Raw genomic sequence first — 17,400 nt, 5'->3', positions numbered from 1 at the left:
TGAGCGTCAACCGCGGGCGCGGTCCGCGGCGGCGATGATCAGGGCTTTCATCTCCGCCACCGCGGCCGGAAAGCCAACGAACAGTGCATGCGCTACCAGTGCATGGCCAATGTTCAGCTCGTTGATGCCGCAGATCGCGGCGATCGGCTCGACGTTGTGGTAGTGCAAGCCGTGGCCCGCATTGACGATCAACCCAAGGTGACGGCCCTGAGCGACGCCATCGGCAATACGTTGCAGTTCGGCGGCGGCCTCTTCCGGGGTGTGAGCGTCGGCATAGCGCCCCGTATGCAGTTCGATAGCCGGCGCGCCGACTCGCGCCGAGGCTTCGATCTGGGCCGGGTCGGCGTCGATGAACAGCGACACCTCGCTACCCACGGCACTCAGCCGCTCTACCGCGGCACGGATGCGCGCTTCCTGGCCAGCGACATCCAGCCCGCCCTCAGTGGTCAGTTCCTGTCGGGTTTCCGGTACCAGGCAAACGTGCGCCGGGCGGAGCTGCTCGGCGAACGCGAGCATCGCTTCGGTAACGCCCATTTCAAAGTTCATGCGGGTTTGCAGCACATCCTTGAGCAGGAGCACGTCCCGCTCCTGAATATGCCGGCGGTCTTCACGCAGGTGCACGGTGATGCCGTCCGCGCCCGCCTGCTCCGCGTCCAAGGCAGCCTTTACTGGGTCCGGGTAACGGGTGCCACGCGCCTGGCGCAAGGTGGCAACGTGATCGATGTTAACGCCCAGTAGGATGCGGTTGCTGGTGGTCACGGGAACTCTCCTGGCAATAGGTCGGCACAGGATACGTGGCTCGTAGGGGGCTGGGTAGGGTGGTGTAGGAGGACGCATTGCCGACACTGACAGGAGTGTCGGAGCTGGTGCCAGCCAGCGAACCTCTGCCTTACGGCTTGCGGAAAAGCTCGCGGCTCATTAAGGGCTTGCCACCCAGGTGCACGGCCAGGGCTTGGCGCATCAACCGCTTGGCGGCGAGCAGCGCGCCAGCCGCAGCCCAATCCGCCGCAGCCATGGCCAATAGGTCGGCGCCGTTGAACAGGCCGGGGGCAAAGCTGACTACCCGTTCCAGCCCTTCTTCGGCACGCAGCCGATAGAGGCCGTCGTTGACCACCGGGTTGCCCCTGCTGTCTTGATCCAGGGCGAAGGCGTAGCCGAGCTCATCGAGCAGGCACCATTCGAAGGCCCGCAACAGAGGCTCCAGCGGGCGGCCAAGGGCGAGCGCTTCCAGGGTCAGGCTGTAATGCTCGTAAAGGCCAGGGTGGGCGTCTTCCAGCGGCAGCAAGCGCACCAACAGTTCGTTCAGGTAAAGCCCGCTGAACAGTGCCTCGCCTACCAACCAAGGGCTGGCGCCGGCGCTTTCCAGGCGGCCCACGCTGCGCAGTTCGCCCTTGCCGCGAAACTCCACAGCCAGCGGCACGAACGGCCTTGCCAGGCTACCGGCCTTGCCCCGCGCGCCGCGTAATACGCCACGCACCCGGCCAGCGGGTGTGAAGAAATCCACCAGTGCACTGGTTTCTCGATACGGGCGGGAATGCAGCACATAGGCAGGCTGCTGGGGTTGCGCGCCGCTCATTCGCGGCACAGGGTCGCGGTAAAGGCGAGCCCGAGGGCGCCTGGCCAGGCGCCGCGCGGGTGGGGATCAGGCGTCACCGTAACCAAGCGAGCGTAGCGCTCGTTCGTCATCGGACCAGCCGCCTTTTACCTTGACCCAGAGGTTAAGCATGACCTTGGCGTCGAACATCTGCTCCATGTCCTTGCGCGCTTCCATGCCGATGCGCTTGATGCGCTCGCCCTTGTCGCCAATGATGATTTTCTTCTGCCCGTCGCGCTCCACGAGGATCAACGCATGGATATGCAGGGTCGCACCCTGCTGCTTGAACTCCTCGATCTCCACGGTGATTTGGTACGGCAGCTCGGCACCGAGCTGGCGCATGATCTTTTCCCGAACGAGCTCGGCCGCCAGGAAGCGGCTGCTACGGTCGGTGATCTGGTCTTCCGGGAAGAAGTGCTCGTTCTCGGGCAGGTAATTGCCGATCAGTGCTTCGAGGGTTTCGAGGTTATGGCCCTGCTGAGCGGAAATCGGCACCACTTCGGCCTTGGGCAATTGCTGCTGCAGCCACTCCAGGTGAGTCAGCAGCGCGGCCTTGTCTTCGAGGCGGTCCGTCTTGTTGATGGCCAGGATCACCGGCCCTTCCACATACTGCACGCGCTCGAGCACCAGTTGGTCTTCGTCGGTCCAGCGGGTGCGGTCGACCACGAAGATCACCACGTCGACGTCCTTGAGCGCAGCCGAGGCGGTCCGGTTCATATAGCGGTTCAAGGCCTTGTCGTTTGCCTTGTGCATGCCAGGGGTGTCGACGTAGATGGCCTGAACATCACCTTCGGTCTTGATCCCGAGCATGGTGTGGCGGGTCGTCTGTGGCTTGCGCGAGGTGATCGCCAGCTTCTGCCCGAGGATGTGGTTGATCAGCGTCGACTTGCCGACGTTGGGCCGGCCAACGATGGCCACATAGCCGCAACGGGTTGCCGGGGTGGTCGCCGAGGTAGTCACCGAGGTATCAGTCATTGCCATTCTCCACGCCGAGGGCGATCAAGGCGGCGGCGGCGGCAACTTGCTCGGCGATGCGCCGGCTTACGCCCTGCCCTCGGCTTTTTTCATTGAGCAAAGCCACTTCGCATTCGACGAAGAAGGTGCGGCAATGCGGTTCACCCTGAATATCGACCACCTCGTAACGCGGCAATTCACAGGCACGGGACTGCAGAAACTCCTGCAGGCGGGTTTTGGGGTCCTTGTTGGTATCAACCAGCGTGAGGCTGTCGAACTCGCCGGCCAGCCACGCCAGCACGCGCTCGCGCGCGGTGTCCATATCGGCGTCCAGATAGATCGCGCCGATCAGGGCCTCCAGGGCATCGGCGAGGATGGACTCACGCCGGAAGCCACCGCTCTTGAGTTCGCCGGACCCCAACCGCAGGTATTCGCCCAGGTCGAAGCCGCGGGCCAGCAGCGCCAGTGTTTCACCTTTCACCAAGCGGGCGCGCAGGCGCGACAGCTGGCCTTCGCGGGCCTGGGGGAAGCGCTCGTACAGTGCCTCGCCGGCCACGAAGTTGAGGATGGCATCGCCAAGGAATTCCAGCCGCTCATTGTTGCGGCCAGCGAAACTGCGGTGCGTCAGCGCAAGCAGCATCAGTTCCTTGTTTTTGAAGTTGTAGCCGAGCTGACGCTCAAGGCGGTTCAGAGGTGACTGGCTCACTGGAAACGCACGCTGGTTTGATGATCGAAGCTCACCACCAGGTCGATATTGCCTAGCAGGTGTTCACGCCTTTCGTAGGCCAGGCGAGCGACCATGCCGCCTTGTTGTTCGGTGATTTTCAACGCGTTTTTCAAATCCAGATCCCGGATGTTGTTGATCTGCATACTGCGGCTGACGTAAGCGAAATAATCGTCGGCGTCTTCGACCTTGGTGGCAGTGTCGGTAGCGGCCTTATCCATGGCTTTGTTCAATGCCCAGAAATCCATGTAATGGGGGGCGAGCCGTAAGCCGGCGAGGGCCAGCAGGCCGACTGCGACCAGCAGCAACAGGCCGCCAATCAAGGACGCCCCTCGCTGGGACCGTATTGCATTCATGCTAGACCCTCGCGGATAAAACCCAAGGGCGCCCGTGGCAGCGCCCGGAAAAAGGGGTTACTTGATCAGCCCTACCCGATCAAGGGTCGGCATGTGCCGCATTTTCGGCTCCGGCCAGCTCATCCATACGGCGAACGCCTTGCCGACGATATTGCGGTCAGGAACCATCCCCAACAGGTCTTTGGGGATACGGGCATCGTCCCAGTAACGGCTGTCGTTGGAGTTGTCGCGGTTGTCACCCATCATGAAGTAGTGCCCGTCGGGCACCGTCCACTGGCCGCCTGGCAGCATGCGGTAGGCTGCCATCTGCTGGTGGATCAAGTGTTCGGCTTCACCGATGTGCTCCTTGTAGACGCCTACTTCGCCCAGGTGCGGATCGAAGGTAGTACCTACCATCTGCTCGTCCACCAGCACGCCATTGACGTACAGGTGCTTGTCGGAGGTATAGCGGATGTTGTCGCCCGGCACGCCGATGACTCGCTTGATGTAGTTGACCGACGGGTCGCTGGGGTAACGGAAGACCATGACGTCGCCGCGCTGCGGGTCGCCTATTTCGATCACCTTGGTATCCAGCACCGGCAAGCGAATACCGTAGGAGAATTTATTCACCAGAATGAAATCGCCTACCTCCAGGGTTGGCTTCATCGAACCGGAAGGGATCTGGAACGGTTCCACCAGGAACGAGCGCAGCACCAGTACGATGAACAGCACCGGGAAGAAGGACTTGCCGTACTCGACCAGCAATGGCTCCTTGTTCAGTTTGTCCACCACGGCGGGCTCGGGCTGAGCCACGCTGCCCTGGTAGTTCGCAATGGCGTTGCGGCGCCGCGGGGCGAAGTACACAAGGTCAATCAGACCCAGCAAGCCGCACACGGCAACGAGGATAACCAACAACAGCGGGAAGTTAAGAGACATAGGACCTGATCATTCCAACCTGAGCACGGCAAGGAAGGCTTCTTGTGGAATTTCCACGTTGCCGACCTGTTTCATACGTTTTTTACCAGCCTTCTGCTTCTCCAGCAGCTTGCGCTTACGGCTCACGTCGCCGCCGTAGCACTTGGCCAGAACGTTCTTGCGCAACGCCTTGACGGTTGTCCGCGCGATGATCTGGCCACCAATGGCGGCCTGGATCGCAACGTCGAACATCTGCCGGGGGATGAGTTCTTTCATCTTCTCGGTCAGCGCACGGCCTTTGTAGTGGGCGTTATCGCGGTGCACGATCAAGGCCAGGGCATCCACCTTGTCGCCGTTGATCAGCACGTCCAGCTTCACCAGGTTCGCCGACTGATAACGGTCGAAGTGGTAGTCGAGCGAGGCATAGCCCCGGCTGGTCGACTTCAAGCGGTCGAAGAAATCCAGCACCACTTCGTTCATCGGCAAGTCGTAGCGCACCTGCACCTGGCTACCCAGGAACTGCATGTCGCGCTGAACACCGCGTTTTTCGATGCACAGGGTGATGACGTTCCCCAGGTGCTCCTGAGGCACAAGAATGGTCGCGTCGACGATCGGTTCGCGGAAGTCCTCTACCGAGGATACGTCGGGAAGCTTGGATGGGTTGTCGACGTAGATCGTCTCACCGTTCTTCATCTTCACTTCGTAGATCACGCTCGGCGCGGTGGTGATCAGGTCCAGGTCGTATTCGCGCTCCAGGCGCTCCTGGATGATCTCCATGTGCAGCATGCCGAGGAACCCGCAACGGAAACCGAAGCCCAGGGCGTCGGAACTCTCCGGCTGGTATTGCAGCGAAGAGTCGTTGAGGGTCAGCTTTTGCAGCGCTTCGCGGAAGTCTTCGAAATCGTCCGAGCTGGTCGGGAACAGGCCGGCGTAGACCTGCGGCTGGATGCGCTTGAAGCCTGGTAGCACTTCCACATCCGGCGTGGTGGACAGCGTCAGGGTGTCGCCCACTGGCGCGCCGTGGATGTCCTTGATGCTGCCGATGATGAAGCCCACTTCCCCGGCTTTCAGGTCCGCGGTGGGCGTGTGCTTGGGCGTGAACACCCCTACGCTGTCCACCAGGTGGGTCTTGCCGGTGGACTTGACGAGGATCTTGTCACCCTTCTTCACCCGGCCATGGCGCACGCGCACCAGCGAGACCACGCCCAGGTAGTTGTCGAACCAGGAGTCGATGATCAGCGCCTGCAAGGGAGCGTCGATATTGCCTTCCGGCGCGGGAATGGTCTGCACCAGGCGCTCGAGCACCTCGTCCACGCCCATGCCGCTCTTGGCGCTGCACGCCACGGCATCGGTGGCGTCGATGCCGATGATCTTCTCGATCTCTTCCTTCACCCGGTCCGGGTCCGCCTGGGGCAGGTCCATCTTGTTGAGCACCGGCATGACTTCCAGGCCCTGCTCGATGGCGGTGTAGCAGTTGGCGACCGATTGCGCCTCCACCCCTTGGCCGGCGTCGACTACCAGCAAGGCGCCTTCGCATGCGGCCAGCGAACGGCTGACTTCATAGGTGAAGTCCACGTGGCCGGGGGTGTCGATGAAGTTCAGCTGGTACGTCTGGCCGTCTTTGGCCTTGTAATGGAGGGTAACGCTATGCGCCTTGATGGTGATCCCGCGCTCACGCTCCAGGTCCATCGAATCGAGCACCTGGGCTTCCATCTCACGGTCGGCCAAGCCACCGCACATCTGGATGAACCGATCGGCCAGGGTCGACTTGCCATGGTCGATGTGGGCGATGATGGAGAAATTGCGGATATGACTCAAATCACTCACGGATCAACACTCAAGAAGGCCTTGGGCCGGGCGCCCGACAAAAAATAGCCGGGCATTGTACCTGATGCCGCGCTCCTTGTGGGAGGGCCCTGCGTCGCCCATTGCGTCAGGTCAACCAGGGTTGGAGGGCGACCATGAAAAAAGGCGATCCGAGGATCGCCTTTTCCAGGGTGGCCGCGTTTACTCGGCCAGTTTGAAGGTAATGAAGCTGGCGCGACCTTGACGCAGCACGCGCATGGACACCGAACGGTTCTTCGGCAAGCCCTTGGCCACGTCGGTGAACTGCTTGGCAGAGGTGATCGCCTGGTTGTTCAGGTGAGTGATCACATCGCCTGGCTGCAGGCCGATCATTGCTGCCGGGCCGTCCTGCACGTCCTTGATCAGCACGCCGCCCTTGAGGTCCGCGGCTTTCTTCTGCTCGTCGGTGAGGTCGGCCACGGCTACGCCCAGGCGGTTGCTGGCGCGCTCTGGCTGGCCATCGGCGCCGGTGGCTGCGTCGGCATCGTCGTCTTCTGGCAGCGCGCCCACGGTCAGGTCGAGGTTTTGCCGCTTGCCGTCACGAATGATTTCCAAAGAAGCCTTGGCACCCGCCTTGAGGCCACCGACCAAGTGCGGCAGGTCGGCAGACATGACGATCGGCTGGCCGTTCATGCTCAGGATCACGTCCCCCACCTGTAGCCCACCCTTGGCGGCCGGGCCGTCCTGCATGACCTGCGCAACCAGTGCGCCGGCAGGTTTTTCCAGGCCGAAGGATTCAGCCAGGTCCTTGTTCACTTCCTGAATCACCACGCCCAGCCAACCACGGCTTACCTTGCCGTCTTTCTTCAATTGGTTGGACACGTCCAGGGCCACGTCGATCGGGATAGCGAACGAGAGGCCCATGAAGCCACCGGAGCGGGTGAAGATCTGCGAGTTGATACCCACCACCTCGCCGTCCATGTTGAACAACGGGCCACCGGAGTTACCGGGGTTGATCGCCACGTCGGTCTGGATAAACGGCACGTAGGAATCGTTCGGGAGTGTACGGCCCTTGGCGCTGACGATGCCCTTGGTCACCGAATGATCGAAGCCGAACGGCGAACCGATGGCCAAGACCCACTCACCAACCTTGAGCTTGTCCGAATCCCCCAGCTTGACCGTAGGCAGGTTCTTGCCGTCGATTTTCAAAAGGGCTACGTCGGTGCGGGTATCGGTACCCACCAGCTTGGCCTTGAGCTCACTGCGATCGGACAAGCGCACGATGATTTCGTCGGCGTCGGCGACCACGTGGTTGTTGGTCATTACGTAGCCGTCGGGGGAAATGATGAAGCCAGAGCCTAGCGACTGGGCTTCACGCTGACGATCGCCGCGTGGCGCGCGCGGGTTATTGCGCGGCATATTGCGCTCGAAGAATTCTCGGAACATCGGCGGCAGGCCTTGCAGGTCCGGCATCTGGCTGTCCGCCACGCCACGGTCGGGCAGCTTTTGCGTGGTGCTGATGTTGACCACCGCCGGGGAGGCCTGCTCCACCAGGGTTGTGAAATCTGGCAGCGCTTCAGCCTGGGCGGTAACGACCTGCCCCAGCATCAGTACCGCCGCGAACAGCGAAAGGCAGGATTTCAAGCGTGGTATCGACATACGGCTCCCGTACATTACGAGCATGGTTAAGCGAAGGGGCAAGCAGCGGTCCGAACCGAGCCAGGCGCTCGCAACTGGCCAACGCAAGACACGCCCCTGGTGGCAGTGACCTATAAGAAAAACCGAGGTGCTTTGCAACTGGAACAGCAGAACTTTCATGTTGCAATTTGAAACGTAAACCAGAATTTAATACCCACCGACGCCCCCCAAGCAGGCTGGGCGCGGCCGGTTCCACGCCATCATTGCTTGGCAGGCAGTGGCTGAGCACGAATAGACAACGCAATGCGCTCAGCGGTGCCCATGGGAATTTCACCCACAACCGTGACCATCACATCACCTTGGGCAGTATTTAACCTGCGCGAAACCGCGGCGGTGGGACCCAGCTGGGTACGGCCGTCGGTAGCGTCCGGCGTTTTCACGGGCTCGATGAACACGGAGAATTTCGCCAGGCCGTCATCGAACAGCATGCGGTCCACGCGGGTACCATGCTCATCCTGCTGGCTTCCCGAACTGATCACTTCAAACCCTGGGGGCAACCAGTCAGCCCGCCAGGGTACCGCGACGGGTGCCGATGACGGGTTCGCGGTGACCGCGAGGCAACCGCCGCTCGGCCTGAGATCCCCTTCGGCAGGCGCTTCGGTGACAAAGCGGGTGAACTGAAAACGCTCGAGCAACTGGCCGCTGGCATTAAGTAATAGCGACTTGAGCGGCAACCCGGTTTCCCGGTCCAGATGCAACTCGAGTGCGTAGCGGTCGCGGTCTTTCGGGGTCAGGCTGAGCACCACCGCCGCACGCCCGGCCACGCGCGAATCCCCGGCGACCTTAAGGTCGTACCAGGACATAAGCTTGAGCGCGTCGTAGAGGCGGGCATTGCCGCCAGCAGTGCTCACGCCGCCTTCAGGCGCCGCGCTGCTGCATTGGGTATGGCCATCGTTGCGAAGCACTTCCTGAGGCAGGCCATCGAGCTGAAGCACGCGCTCCACCACGTGTCCCGCGCTCGCGCGATGCCAGATCGCGTGAGTAGAAAAGCTACCGCTACGCTCGTAAACGAAGGTGCCTTGGAAGGTTCGCTGCTGCTCGGCCCGATCGATCCGATCGAGCCATTGCGAGGCGTCGGTGGTGGCCAACGCCGGAAGGGACAACCAACTGCCGCACAAGAGTGCGGCAAGCGGGAGGACGCGCATGTTCCTCCTTAGCGGTTTTCCATGCTAGCGGAGCGCGCATAAGGGAGCGTGTTCTCAGCGCCTTTGGCCGCCGACTCTTGAGCGTGCTGGCGCACATACCCTGGCAGTTTCTCGTCTTGCCAGCCAGCCTGGTTCTGCAGGGCTGGGGCTTTGACTTGTTCGTTGCTTTCGGTATAGCCGGCCAGTACCGCCGGGCCTTGGGCCTGCGGGGCGACCAAAGCAGGCTGCGGTGCTTGCTGGGCCAATTGCGTGCCGCTGATGTCATTCTGGTTGTACAGGCGAACACCTGCCAGCACCGCAAGCGTCACCGAGGCCGCCACTGCCAGGCGACCCAGGCTACGCCATGGACGAGGCGCTGAGCGTGCAGGGGCTGCTTCGTCGGCCAGCGCGGCAGATACAGCAGCAGCCAGATCCAGTTGTGGATTGAGCAACTCTTTGTGCATGGCGGCGCGGGCAACCTGGTAACGCGACCAGGTGGCACGTGCGTCGCTGCTTTCCACAGCGCTCAATACACGACGTAATTCCAGTTCGTCCGCTTCGTTATCCATCACCGCGGACAGCGATTCCTGCAGGGCTTCACGACTCATTGCGGTTCCTCTCTTGGCTGTCGCCGCTGTCTCAGGTTTCCTGCAGCAAAGGCTGCAGAGCTTTGTCTATGGCTTCGCGGGCACGGAAAATTCGCGACCTCACGGTACCTACCGGGCATTGCATGACGCTCGCAATGTCCTCATAACTCAGGCCGTCGAACTCTCGCAGGGTCAACGCCGTGCGAAGGTCTTCGGGCAGTTGCTGGATGGTCCGATGCACAGTGCCCTCGATCTCATCCCTCAGCAACGACCGCTCTGGCGATTCGAGGTCCTTGAGGCCATGATCGCCATCGTAGAACTCAGCGTCTTCGGAGCTGACGTCGCTATCTGGCGGCCGTCTTCCTCGGGACACCAGGTAATTCTTCGCCGTGTTGATGGCGATCCGGTACAGCCAGGTGTAGAAGGCGCTGTCTCCGCGGAAATTCCCCAACGCCCGATAGGCCTTGATGAATGCTTCCTGAGCGACGTCCTGCGCCTCGTGGGTGTCGTGCACAAAGCGCACGATCAGCCCGAGAATCTTGTGCTGATACTTCAGCACCAACAGATCGAACGCTCGCCGGTCACCGCGCTGAACGCGTTCGACCAACTGCTGATCTTCTTCCTGGGTTAGCATGAACACTCCTCGTTGTGCTCCAAGGAGCGCTGCAAGAGCCATCGTTCAGGCTTGCAACCATAGACTCGGGCTTTGTGCAAAAGTTCTCCCCTCCACGCAAGTTTCCTGCCCGTAAAGCCGGGTACAAGAAAAAAACACACCAGGCACCGACCTGCTGCGTAAACAATCTGGATATCCGGCTACTGGCGAAAAACAGCCCTTTGGGGGTGTGCCGTCGTCGTGCCGTGTTTTTTGGTAACCACCTATGGATTGTGCTCCATTTAGGAAAGTTCCCATCACCGAATAGCCAATTTCCTACAAAACCAAGCACTCGGTCTAGCGCCGCGATCGCTCCTCGGGACATTAACGTGGCCCCGGGGATGCACCGCTGGTATAAATGTCGACCACCCGATACGTTCAATAGTTCCATTTTGCCATATCGCCGAGGCGGGATTCTGCACAGGGCTGCGGCCGTTGGCCAGTTCCCATGCCGCCGTTGCGCCTCGCCATCGAGAAGCGGCCGCTTGAGCCGCGGGAGCACCCAGCCACATGAGTCAGCATTTGCAACACGACGTACTGGTCATCGGCAGCGGTGCGGCAGGCTTGAGCCTGGCGTTGAATCTTCCCGCGCACTTGCGCGTCGCCGTGCTGAGCAAGGGCCAGCTGTCCAACGGCTCGACCTACTGGGCGCAAGGTGGGGTTGCCGCGGTGCTGGATGACGCCGATACGGTGGATTCACACGTGCGCGACACGCTGGTGGCCGGCGGCGGCCTGTGCCACGAAGATGCCGTTCGCTTTACCGTGGAACACAGCCGCGAGGCCATCCAGTGGCTGATCGACCAGGGCGTGCCCTTTACCCGTGACGATACGGCTGGCGCCGAAGAGGGCCAGTTCGAGTTCCACCTGACGCGCGAAGGCGGCCATAGCCATCGGCGCATCATTCACGCCGCAGACGCCACCGGCGCGGCCATTTTCAATACCCTGCTCGCTCAGGCGCGGCAGCGGCCGAACATCGAGCTGCTGGAGCAGCGCGTTGCCGTGGACTTGATCACCGAGCGACGCCTGGGGCGTGGCGGCGATCGCTGCCTGGGCGCCTACGTGCTGAACCGCAAGACCGGCGAGGTCGATACCTTCGCCGCGCGCTTCACGGTACTGGCCACCGGCGGCGCGGCGAAGGTTTACCTCTATACCAGCAACCCGGACGGCGCATGCGGGGATGGCATCGCCATGGCGTGGCGAGCGGGCTGCCGGGTCGCGAACCTTGAGTTCAACCAGTTCCACCCCACCTGCCTGTACCATCCTCAAGCCAAGAGCTTTCTGATCACCGAAGCCCTGCGTGGCGAAGGCGCCGTGCTCAAGCTGCCCAATGGCGAGCGCTTCATGCCGCGGTTCGACCCCCGCGCCGAGCTGGCCCCACGCGACATTGTCGCGCGCGCCATCGACCATGAGATGAAGCGCCTGGGCGCGGACTGCGTTTACCTGGACATCAGCCACAAGCCCGCCGAGTTCGTTCGCGGGCACTTCCCCACCGTGTATGAGCGGTGCCTGGCGTTCGGCATCGACATCACCCGGGAAGCCATCCCAGTGGTACCCGCAGCGCACTACACCTGCGGCGGGGTAATGGTCGACAGCGACGGCCGCACCGACGTACCGGGCCTGTATGCCATTGGCGAGACCACCTTCACCGGCCTGCACGGCGCCAACCGCATGGCCAGCAACTCTTTGCTCGAGTGCTTCGTCTATGGCCGCTCAGCGGCGGAACATATCCAAGGCCAGCTTGAAAGCGTGGCACTGCCCCAGGCCCTACCCACCTGGGACGCCAGCCAGGTCACCGACTCCGACGAAGACGTGGTGATCGCCCACAACTGGGATGAGCTGCGGCGGTTCATGTGGGACTACGTGGGCATCGTGCGCACCAGCAAGCGCCTGCAACGCGCCCAGCACCGGGTACGTTTGCTGTTGAGCGAGATCGACGAGTTCTACAGCAACTACAAGGTCAGCCGCGACCTGATCGAGCTGCGCAACCTGGCCCAGGTGGCCGATTTGATGATCCGCTGTGCGCTGCTGCGCAAGGAGTCCCGCGGGTTGCATTACACACTGGATTACCCGCAACAGCTGGACGAGGCGAAGGATACGGTGCTGGACCCCGCGGCATAGGCTGGCACGGCCTGCGAACCCCGGCGCATGGGGCACGGGCTGCACCAATCCCTACAAGGGTGCGGCGAACCGCTTGCGGGAAAACCGCAGCCGCAGGCGCAAGCGGCGATGGGTTTCGCGGCTTAGCGAATCCGCTGGGATGCACACCGACCGCGACCACCACTGGCCGGGCAAGCGATACCGCAGGATGACCACGCCCGGCAGGGCCATGCTGTCGCGGCGCAGTTGCGCGGGCTGCCAACCTTTGGCGCGGTTGAACAGTGCCCAGCCCTCGGGTGATCGGCGCAGGCCGGTGACAGCATGGGCGGAGGTGAGCAGCACCTGCCGAGGCAGCACCCAGGCCCCATGCGCAAGGCAGCCGAGCAATAGGGCAAAGCCCAGTGGTGAGGGCAGTTGGAGGGTCAACGCTGAGCAAATGGCCAGCAGTTGGGCAGTGCAGTACCCGGCGAACAGCCGGCGCGACGGGCGCCAGCGGCATTCGAAGCATTCATTTGGGTTGAACACGGTCCAGAATCATCCGAACCATGCGCTGCAGCTCAGGATCTTCGGATTCGCTGCGCTCCATGAACCAGCCGAACATGTCCTGGTCTTCGCACGCCAGCAGGCGTACATAAAGGGCCCGGTCGGTTTCGTTGAGGCTGGGGTACACCTCTTTGACGAACGGTACCAGCAGCACGTCCAGTTCCAGCATGCCACGGCGGCTGTGCCAGTAGAGGCGATTGAGTTCTATGTCCGCGACCATGGGGGGGCTCCTCGAAAAGGCCGCCAGTATACAGAGCAGGCCGTGGCACGGCACCCTGCCCGCTGTGAGCGGATGTACCGCGCCTGTTTATTTTTCGCGCGGGGCACTATGATGAGCACCTTCATGTACAGCAAAGTGCCCCATGTCCGATTCTGCCTTTTTCTGCGCTCTCACCCATGAGGGCGTTCTTGCGGTTCGTGGCTCGGATGCCAGCAAGTTCCTGCAAGGCCAGCTGACGTGCAACCTCAATTACCTTAACCCTCACACCAGCAGCCTTGGCGCCCGCTGCACGCCAAAGGGCCGCATGCAGTCCAGCTTCCGCATTCTGGCGCAGGGGGACGGCTGCCTGTTGGCCATGGCCCGCGAGCTGATCGAGCCGCAGCTGGCGGACCTGAAAAAGTACGCGGTGTTTTCCAAGGCCACGCTGACGGACGAGTCCGGGCGCTGGGCGCGCTTCGGTATCAGCCAGGGCGACGCACTGCTTGCCACGCTGGGCCTGGAGCTGCCCGCCGAAGCCCATGCCATGGCCAGCCTGGGAGACGCCTTGTTTATTCGGGTGTCCCCCGGCCGCGTCGAAGCCTGGCTGCCGGCCGAACAGGCTCCGGCGTTCCAGGCCAAGCTGGCCAATGCCTTGCCGCAAGCGGATGTGCGTGCCTGGCTACTGGGCCAGGTTCGCGCCGGCATCGGCCAGGTGTTCGGCGCTACCCGCGAGCTGTTCATCCCGCAAATGCTTAACCTGCAAGCGGTTGGCGGCGTAAGCTTCAAGAAAGGCTGCTACACCGGCCAGGAAATCGTCGCTCGCATGCAATACCTGGGCAAGCTCAAGCGCCGCCAGTACCGGTTGGCGCTGCCCGAGGGCGATGTGCCCGCGCCGGGCACGGCGTTGTTTTCACCCGTGCATGCCAGCTCGGTTGGCGAGGTAGTAATGGCCGCCCCCGCCGCAACCGGCGTGGAACTGTTGGCGGTACTGCAGGCAGACGCCGCCGAGCACGGCGAGGTCCATCTGGGCGCGGCCGATGGCCCTCGCCTGGCGCTGCTCGACCTGCCCTATGAACTCGACCGCGACCGCGAAATCCAGCGCTAGCCTTTGGAAGCCCGAGAGGCCTCATGATTCAGTTGGCCCAAGCGGTTCAAGAAAATTTACTGGTCGCCATCGACCGGGACGACCTCATGCTGCCGACACTGCCTGAGGTAGCGTTCGAAATCCGTGAGGCCGCGGAGAACAGCGAGGTCAGCGTCAGCCAGTTGAGCCGCGTGGTAGGCCGCGACCCAGCACTCAGCGCGCGGTTGATCAAAGTGGTCAACAGCCCCTTGATGCGCAGCCAGGTCGAGGTCACCAGTCTGCAGGCCGCCATTACCCGGCTGGGTGTTAACTACACCTGCAACCTGGCGATCGGGCTGGTGATCGAACAGATTTTCAACGCACGCCTGCCCGTGGTGGAAGCCAAGCTGCGGGAAATCTGGACCAGAAGCATTGAAGTGGCCGGCATCGGCTATGAAATCTGCCGCCGGCAGCCCCACCTCAAGCCCGACCAGGGCGCCCTCGCCGGCATGGTGCACTTGATCGGCGTACTGCCGATCCTCACCTACGCCGAGGAACATAACGACCTGCTCAGCGACCCGGTGTGCCTGAACCACGTGATCGATAACATCCACCCGGTGATCGGCGCGCGCATTCTCAAATCCTGGGACTTCCCCCGGGCCCTGTCGGACGTGCCGCTGTTCCACCTGGACTACGAGCGCGAGCAGGCGACGGCGGATTACTCCGACGTGGTGCAGATCGCCTCCTTGCTGAATATCCCAGTGACCCGCCGCCCGTCGATCAGCAACCTCCCCGCCTACGCCCGCTTGGGCATGGACCGCCTCGACCCGCCGCTGCTGGGCAGCGAGCTCGAAGACGCGCGGGTGATGCTGGCGTAGCAAACGGCTTGCCGGCGTTCAGGATCAGGCGCTGGAGTGGTCGCTAGCACCCTCGAATTCAACCCTTACCCTGAGCCCACCCTGGGCGCCATCGTGAAGCGAAATGCTGGCTTGGTGTGCACGACAGATTTCGCCGACGATCGCCAGGCCCAACCCGGTCCCCTGATGCCCGCCGCGGTAGAAGCGCTCGAACACTCGCGCACGGGCTTCGGGCGGGATACCGGGACCATCGTCCTCGACTTCGAGCAGGCCCTGCGGCAACACTCTCAGCACCACGGTGCCGCCTGCGGGCGTGTGGGCTAAGGCGTTGTCCAGCAGGTTGCTGAGCAGCTCGCTGAGCAGAGTGGGCTCGCCGCGAACGTAGACCGGCTGCTCGGCCTCGAGCGCCAGGGCAATGCCGCGAGCGTGCGCTAGCGGTGCCATGGCCAGGCCCAGCTCGAGCGCCAAGTGCGAGAGGTCGATGTGCTCGGCCCCGCCCTCGGCAACCGCCTGCGCGCCGTGCTCGATGCGCGCCAGGGACAGCAGTTGGTTCGCCAGGTGGGTGAGGCGATCGATGCCTTGGCGGCCATCGACCAAGGCTGTTTTGAGCTCGGCGGCATCTTCGCTGCGCAGGCCCAGCTCCACCCGTGCCTTGAGCGCTGCCAGCGGAGTGCGCAGCTCATGGGCGGCATCGGCGATGAACTGGCTCTGGCGCTCGAACTGCACGCGCAGCCGCTCGGTGAAATGGTCGATGGACTCCACCAAGGGCAGCAATTCATGTTGCACCGCTTCCCGCGGCAGCGGCCGCAGGTCGTCCGGGCGACGCGCTTCGACCGCGCCGCGCAAGCGCTCCAGCGGCCGCAAGGCGCCACTCACGGTGAACCACACCAGCAGCAGCGCCCCACCGCCGAGCATGCCCAAGCGCAGCAAGGTGTCGGTCATCAGCCCGCGTGCCATGCTGACCCGGGCTTCGTCGGTCTCCGCCACGCGGATCTCCGCCATTCCGTTCATGCTCGGCTCGCTGACTGCCTTGAGCAGGCTGACTACGCGCACGTCCTGGCCTCGGTAGGTGCCGTTGTAGAACTTCGCCAGCGCCGGATAGGCGTCGGTGCGCGGGGTGCCCGGGGGCGGGGGCGGGAGGTTTTCATAACCGGAGATCAACTGCTGGTCCACGCCGTTGACCTGGTAGTAGATGCGCCCGGCGCTGTCGTAGGCGAAGGTGTCGAGCGCTACGTAGGGTACGTCCAGGCTGAGCTTGCCATCGCGTTCGAACAACCCGGCGGCGATGGTCCGCGCCGAGGCCAGCAAGGTTCGATCATAGGCAACGTCAGCGGCCTCACGGCCGTTCCAATACGCGCTGAGCCCGCTGGCCAACATCAGCAGAATCAGTAGCGAGGCCAGGTTGCCCAGCAGGCGCCAGCGCAGGCTGGCCGGCCTAGGCATCGCGCCCCTCGAGCAGATAACCCAGGCCGCGGAAAGTCACGATAGCCACGCCCTGGCCATCGAGCTTTTTGCGCAACCGATGAATGTAGATTTCGATCGCCTCGGCGCTGGCGTCTTCGTCCAGGCCAAATACCTGCGCCGCCAGCTGGTCCTTGCTCATCACTCGCCCCGGCCGGGCGATCAAGGCTTCCAGCACCGCCTGCTCACGGGAAGTCAGCAGCAGTGGCAGCTCGCCGATGCTGAAGCGCCGGGCATCCAGGTCATAGACCAGAGGCCCACAGCGCTGCTGACGCTCGCCGCCAAGCAGGGTTCGGCGCAGCAGCGCCTTGACCCGGGCCTCCAGCTCACTGAGTTCGAAGGGCTTGGCGAGGTAGTCATCGGCGCCAAGGTTAAGGCCGTGAACCCGGTCCTTGACGTCACTGCGCGCGGTGAGCATCAGCACCGGCAGGTTCCGCCCTCGGTCGCGCAGGCGCGCCAGCACCTCGAACCCGTCCAGGCGCGGCAAGCCTACGTCAAGGATGGCCATGGCGTAGTCTTCGCTGGCCAGGGCCAGGTCCGCCGCCACGCCGTCATGCAATACGTCGACGGTAAGCCCGGCAGCCTTCAAGGCTTGGGCAATGCTCTGCGACAGTTGCAGATGGTCTTCTACCAGCAAGATGCGCATCGGTCTCCCTCGTTGAGCGGCACGCGGTGGCGCAGTGTCCCTGATTCGCTCGCCGTTGGCGATGCTTGCCGGGGCAAAACCGGTCGGATTCGCCCACAGGCACGGCGCCCGCTGCGTTGAAAGCCTGGTGAAAGCTTGACCCCCTAGGCTCAGCGATGGCCGGTAC

Annotated in this window: 18 protein-coding genes; 3 read left to right on the top strand and 15 right to left on the bottom strand. The window is 63.0% G+C overall.

Annotation, left to right across the window (positions count from 1 at the left end; all coding sequences use genetic code 11):
* Positions 1-6: 6 nt before the first annotated feature.
* The 11 genes from pdxJ to rpoE all read right to left on the bottom strand — a co-directional run bounded on the left by pdxJ (position 7) and on the right by rpoE (position 10,350).
* Positions 7-759: a pyridoxine 5'-phosphate synthase gene (pdxJ, locus tag OGL93_RS02330; RefSeq protein ID WP_263260754.1), complete on the bottom strand. Its 753-nt coding sequence runs from the start codon at positions 757-759 to the stop codon at positions 7-9.
* 130 nt (positions 760-889) lie between these two features.
* A complete protein-coding gene (gene recO / locus OGL93_RS02325; protein WP_263260753.1) occupies positions 890-1,576 on the bottom strand; it encodes a DNA repair protein RecO in 687 nt (228 codons plus the stop codon).
* 66 nt (positions 1,577-1,642) lie between these two features.
* The gene (era, locus tag OGL93_RS02320) at positions 1,643-2,569 is read right to left on the bottom strand and encodes a GTPase Era (protein WP_263260752.1); all 927 of its coding nucleotides are present in this window, start codon (positions 2,567-2,569) and stop codon (positions 1,643-1,645) included.
* On the bottom strand, positions 2,562-3,239 hold the full coding sequence (gene rnc, locus OGL93_RS02315; protein WP_263261098.1) for a ribonuclease III: 678 nt from the start codon (positions 3,237-3,239) through the stop codon (positions 2,562-2,564). The genes era and rnc overlap by 8 nt, the downstream gene beginning before the upstream one ends.
* Positions 3,240-3,250: 11 nt before the next feature.
* On the bottom strand, positions 3,251-3,628 hold the full coding sequence (locus tag OGL93_RS02310) for a DUF4845 domain-containing protein (RefSeq protein WP_263260751.1): 378 nt from the start codon (positions 3,626-3,628) through the stop codon (positions 3,251-3,253).
* Between the two features lie 57 nt (positions 3,629-3,685).
* Positions 3,686-4,543, bottom strand: coding sequence for a signal peptidase I (lepB, locus tag OGL93_RS02305; RefSeq protein WP_263260750.1), 858 nt, complete (start codon positions 4,541-4,543; stop codon positions 3,686-3,688).
* Between the two features lie 9 nt (positions 4,544-4,552).
* The gene (gene lepA, locus OGL93_RS02300) at positions 4,553-6,349 is read right to left on the bottom strand and encodes a translation elongation factor 4 (protein ID WP_263260749.1); all 1,797 of its coding nucleotides are present in this window, start codon (positions 6,347-6,349) and stop codon (positions 4,553-4,555) included.
* 180 nt (positions 6,350-6,529) lie between these two features.
* Complete coding sequence (locus OGL93_RS02295; protein ID WP_263261097.1) at positions 6,530-7,960, bottom strand: DegQ family serine endoprotease; 1,431 nt, start codon at positions 7,958-7,960, stop codon at positions 6,530-6,532.
* Between the two features lie 245 nt (positions 7,961-8,205).
* Positions 8,206-9,150 (bottom strand): MucB/RseB C-terminal domain-containing protein, encoded by a 945-nt coding sequence (locus OGL93_RS02290; protein ID WP_263260748.1) that lies wholly within the window; start codon positions 9,148-9,150, stop codon positions 8,206-8,208.
* Positions 9,151-9,158: 8 nt separating this feature from the next.
* Positions 9,159-9,737: an RseA family anti-sigma factor gene (locus OGL93_RS02285; RefSeq protein WP_263260747.1), complete on the bottom strand. Its 579-nt coding sequence runs from the start codon at positions 9,735-9,737 to the stop codon at positions 9,159-9,161.
* Between the two features lie 31 nt (positions 9,738-9,768).
* Positions 9,769-10,350: an RNA polymerase sigma factor RpoE gene (gene rpoE, locus OGL93_RS02280; protein ID WP_003252049.1), complete on the bottom strand. Its 582-nt coding sequence runs from the start codon at positions 10,348-10,350 to the stop codon at positions 9,769-9,771.
* A gap of 528 nt (positions 10,351-10,878) precedes the next feature.
* On the opposite strand from rpoE, the gene nadB reads away from it, so the two are divergent.
* Positions 10,879-12,486: an L-aspartate oxidase gene (nadB, locus tag OGL93_RS02275; RefSeq protein WP_263260746.1), complete on the top strand. Its 1,608-nt coding sequence runs from the start codon at positions 10,879-10,881 to the stop codon at positions 12,484-12,486.
* Positions 12,487-12,537: 51 nt separating this feature from the next.
* On the opposite strand, the gene OGL93_RS02270 is transcribed toward nadB, so the two are convergent.
* Both OGL93_RS02270 and OGL93_RS02265 read right to left on the bottom strand, forming a co-directional pair.
* Positions 12,538-12,990: a protein YgfX gene (locus OGL93_RS02270; RefSeq protein WP_263260745.1), complete on the bottom strand. Its 453-nt coding sequence runs from the start codon at positions 12,988-12,990 to the stop codon at positions 12,538-12,540.
* Positions 12,974-13,228 carry a succinate dehydrogenase assembly factor 2 gene (locus tag OGL93_RS02265; RefSeq protein WP_263260744.1) on the bottom strand — a complete coding sequence of 85 codons (255 nt, stop codon included), beginning with the start codon at positions 13,226-13,228 and terminating at the stop codon, positions 12,974-12,976. The genes OGL93_RS02270 and OGL93_RS02265 overlap by 17 nt, the downstream gene beginning before the upstream one ends.
* Positions 13,229-13,370: 142 nt before the next feature.
* Between OGL93_RS02265 and OGL93_RS02260 the strand changes: the two genes are divergently transcribed.
* Positions 13,371-14,312 carry a folate-binding protein YgfZ gene (locus OGL93_RS02260; RefSeq protein ID WP_263260743.1) on the top strand — a complete coding sequence of 314 codons (942 nt, stop codon included), beginning with the start codon at positions 13,371-13,373 and terminating at the stop codon, positions 14,310-14,312.
* A 23-nt stretch (positions 14,313-14,335) separates the two neighbouring features.
* A complete protein-coding gene (locus OGL93_RS02255) occupies positions 14,336-15,148 on the top strand; it encodes an HDOD domain-containing protein (RefSeq protein WP_263260742.1) in 813 nt (270 codons plus the stop codon).
* Positions 15,149-15,172: 24 nt separating this feature from the next.
* On the opposite strand, the gene OGL93_RS02250 is transcribed toward OGL93_RS02255, so the two are convergent.
* Positions 15,173-16,570, bottom strand: coding sequence for a sensor histidine kinase (locus OGL93_RS02250; RefSeq protein ID WP_263260741.1), 1,398 nt, complete (start codon positions 16,568-16,570; stop codon positions 15,173-15,175).
* Positions 16,563-17,234, bottom strand: coding sequence for a response regulator (locus OGL93_RS02245; RefSeq protein WP_263260740.1), 672 nt, complete (start codon positions 17,232-17,234; stop codon positions 16,563-16,565). The genes OGL93_RS02250 and OGL93_RS02245 overlap by 8 nt, the downstream gene beginning before the upstream one ends.
* Positions 17,235-17,400 lie beyond the last annotated feature (166 nt).

It is taken from the genome of Pseudomonas sp. RIT-PI-S (genome assembly GCF_025642975.1).
In the GTDB taxonomy this organism is placed as follows: Bacteria; Pseudomonadota; Gammaproteobacteria; order Pseudomonadales; family Pseudomonadaceae; genus Aquipseudomonas.
This window is presented reverse-complemented; position numbering and strand designations above follow the sequence as displayed.

Excerpts from the sequence above, each read along its gene's own strand:
- OGL93_RS02265 (WP_263260744.1), bottom strand. The coding sequence starts at position 13,228 with ATGGTCGCGGACATAGAACTCAATCGCCTCTACTGGCACAGCCGCCGT.
- OGL93_RS02260 (WP_263260743.1), top strand. The coding sequence starts at position 13,371 with ATGTCCGATTCTGCCTTTTTCTGCGCTCTCACCCATGAGGGCGTTCTT.
- lepB (WP_263260750.1), bottom strand. The coding sequence starts at position 4,543 with ATGTCTCTTAACTTCCCGCTGTTGTTGGTTATCCTCGTTGCCGTGTGC.
- nadB (WP_263260746.1), top strand. The coding sequence starts at position 10,879 with ATGAGTCAGCATTTGCAACACGACGTACTGGTCATCGGCAGCGGTGCG.
- OGL93_RS02255 (WP_263260742.1), top strand. The coding sequence starts at position 14,336 with ATGATTCAGTTGGCCCAAGCGGTTCAAGAAAATTTACTGGTCGCCATC.
- OGL93_RS02285 (WP_263260747.1), bottom strand. The coding sequence starts at position 9,737 with ATGAGTCGTGAAGCCCTGCAGGAATCGCTGTCCGCGGTGATGGATAAC.
- rpoE (WP_003252049.1), bottom strand. The coding sequence starts at position 10,350 with ATGCTAACCCAGGAAGAAGATCAGCAGTTGGTCGAACGCGTTCAGCGC.
- OGL93_RS02245 (WP_263260740.1), bottom strand. The coding sequence starts at position 17,234 with ATGCGCATCTTGCTGGTAGAAGACCATCTGCAACTGTCGCAGAGCATT.
- era (WP_263260752.1), bottom strand. The coding sequence starts at position 2,569 with ATGACTGATACCTCGGTGACTACCTCGGCGACCACCCCGGCAACCCGT.
- OGL93_RS02310 (WP_263260751.1), bottom strand. The coding sequence starts at position 3,628 with ATGAATGCAATACGGTCCCAGCGAGGGGCGTCCTTGATTGGCGGCCTG.
- OGL93_RS02250 (WP_263260741.1), bottom strand. The coding sequence starts at position 16,570 with ATGCCTAGGCCGGCCAGCCTGCGCTGGCGCCTGCTGGGCAACCTGGCC.
- OGL93_RS02290 (WP_263260748.1), bottom strand. The coding sequence starts at position 9,150 with ATGCGCGTCCTCCCGCTTGCCGCACTCTTGTGCGGCAGTTGGTTGTCC.
- recO (WP_263260753.1), bottom strand. The coding sequence starts at position 1,576 with ATGAGCGGCGCGCAACCCCAGCAGCCTGCCTATGTGCTGCATTCCCGC.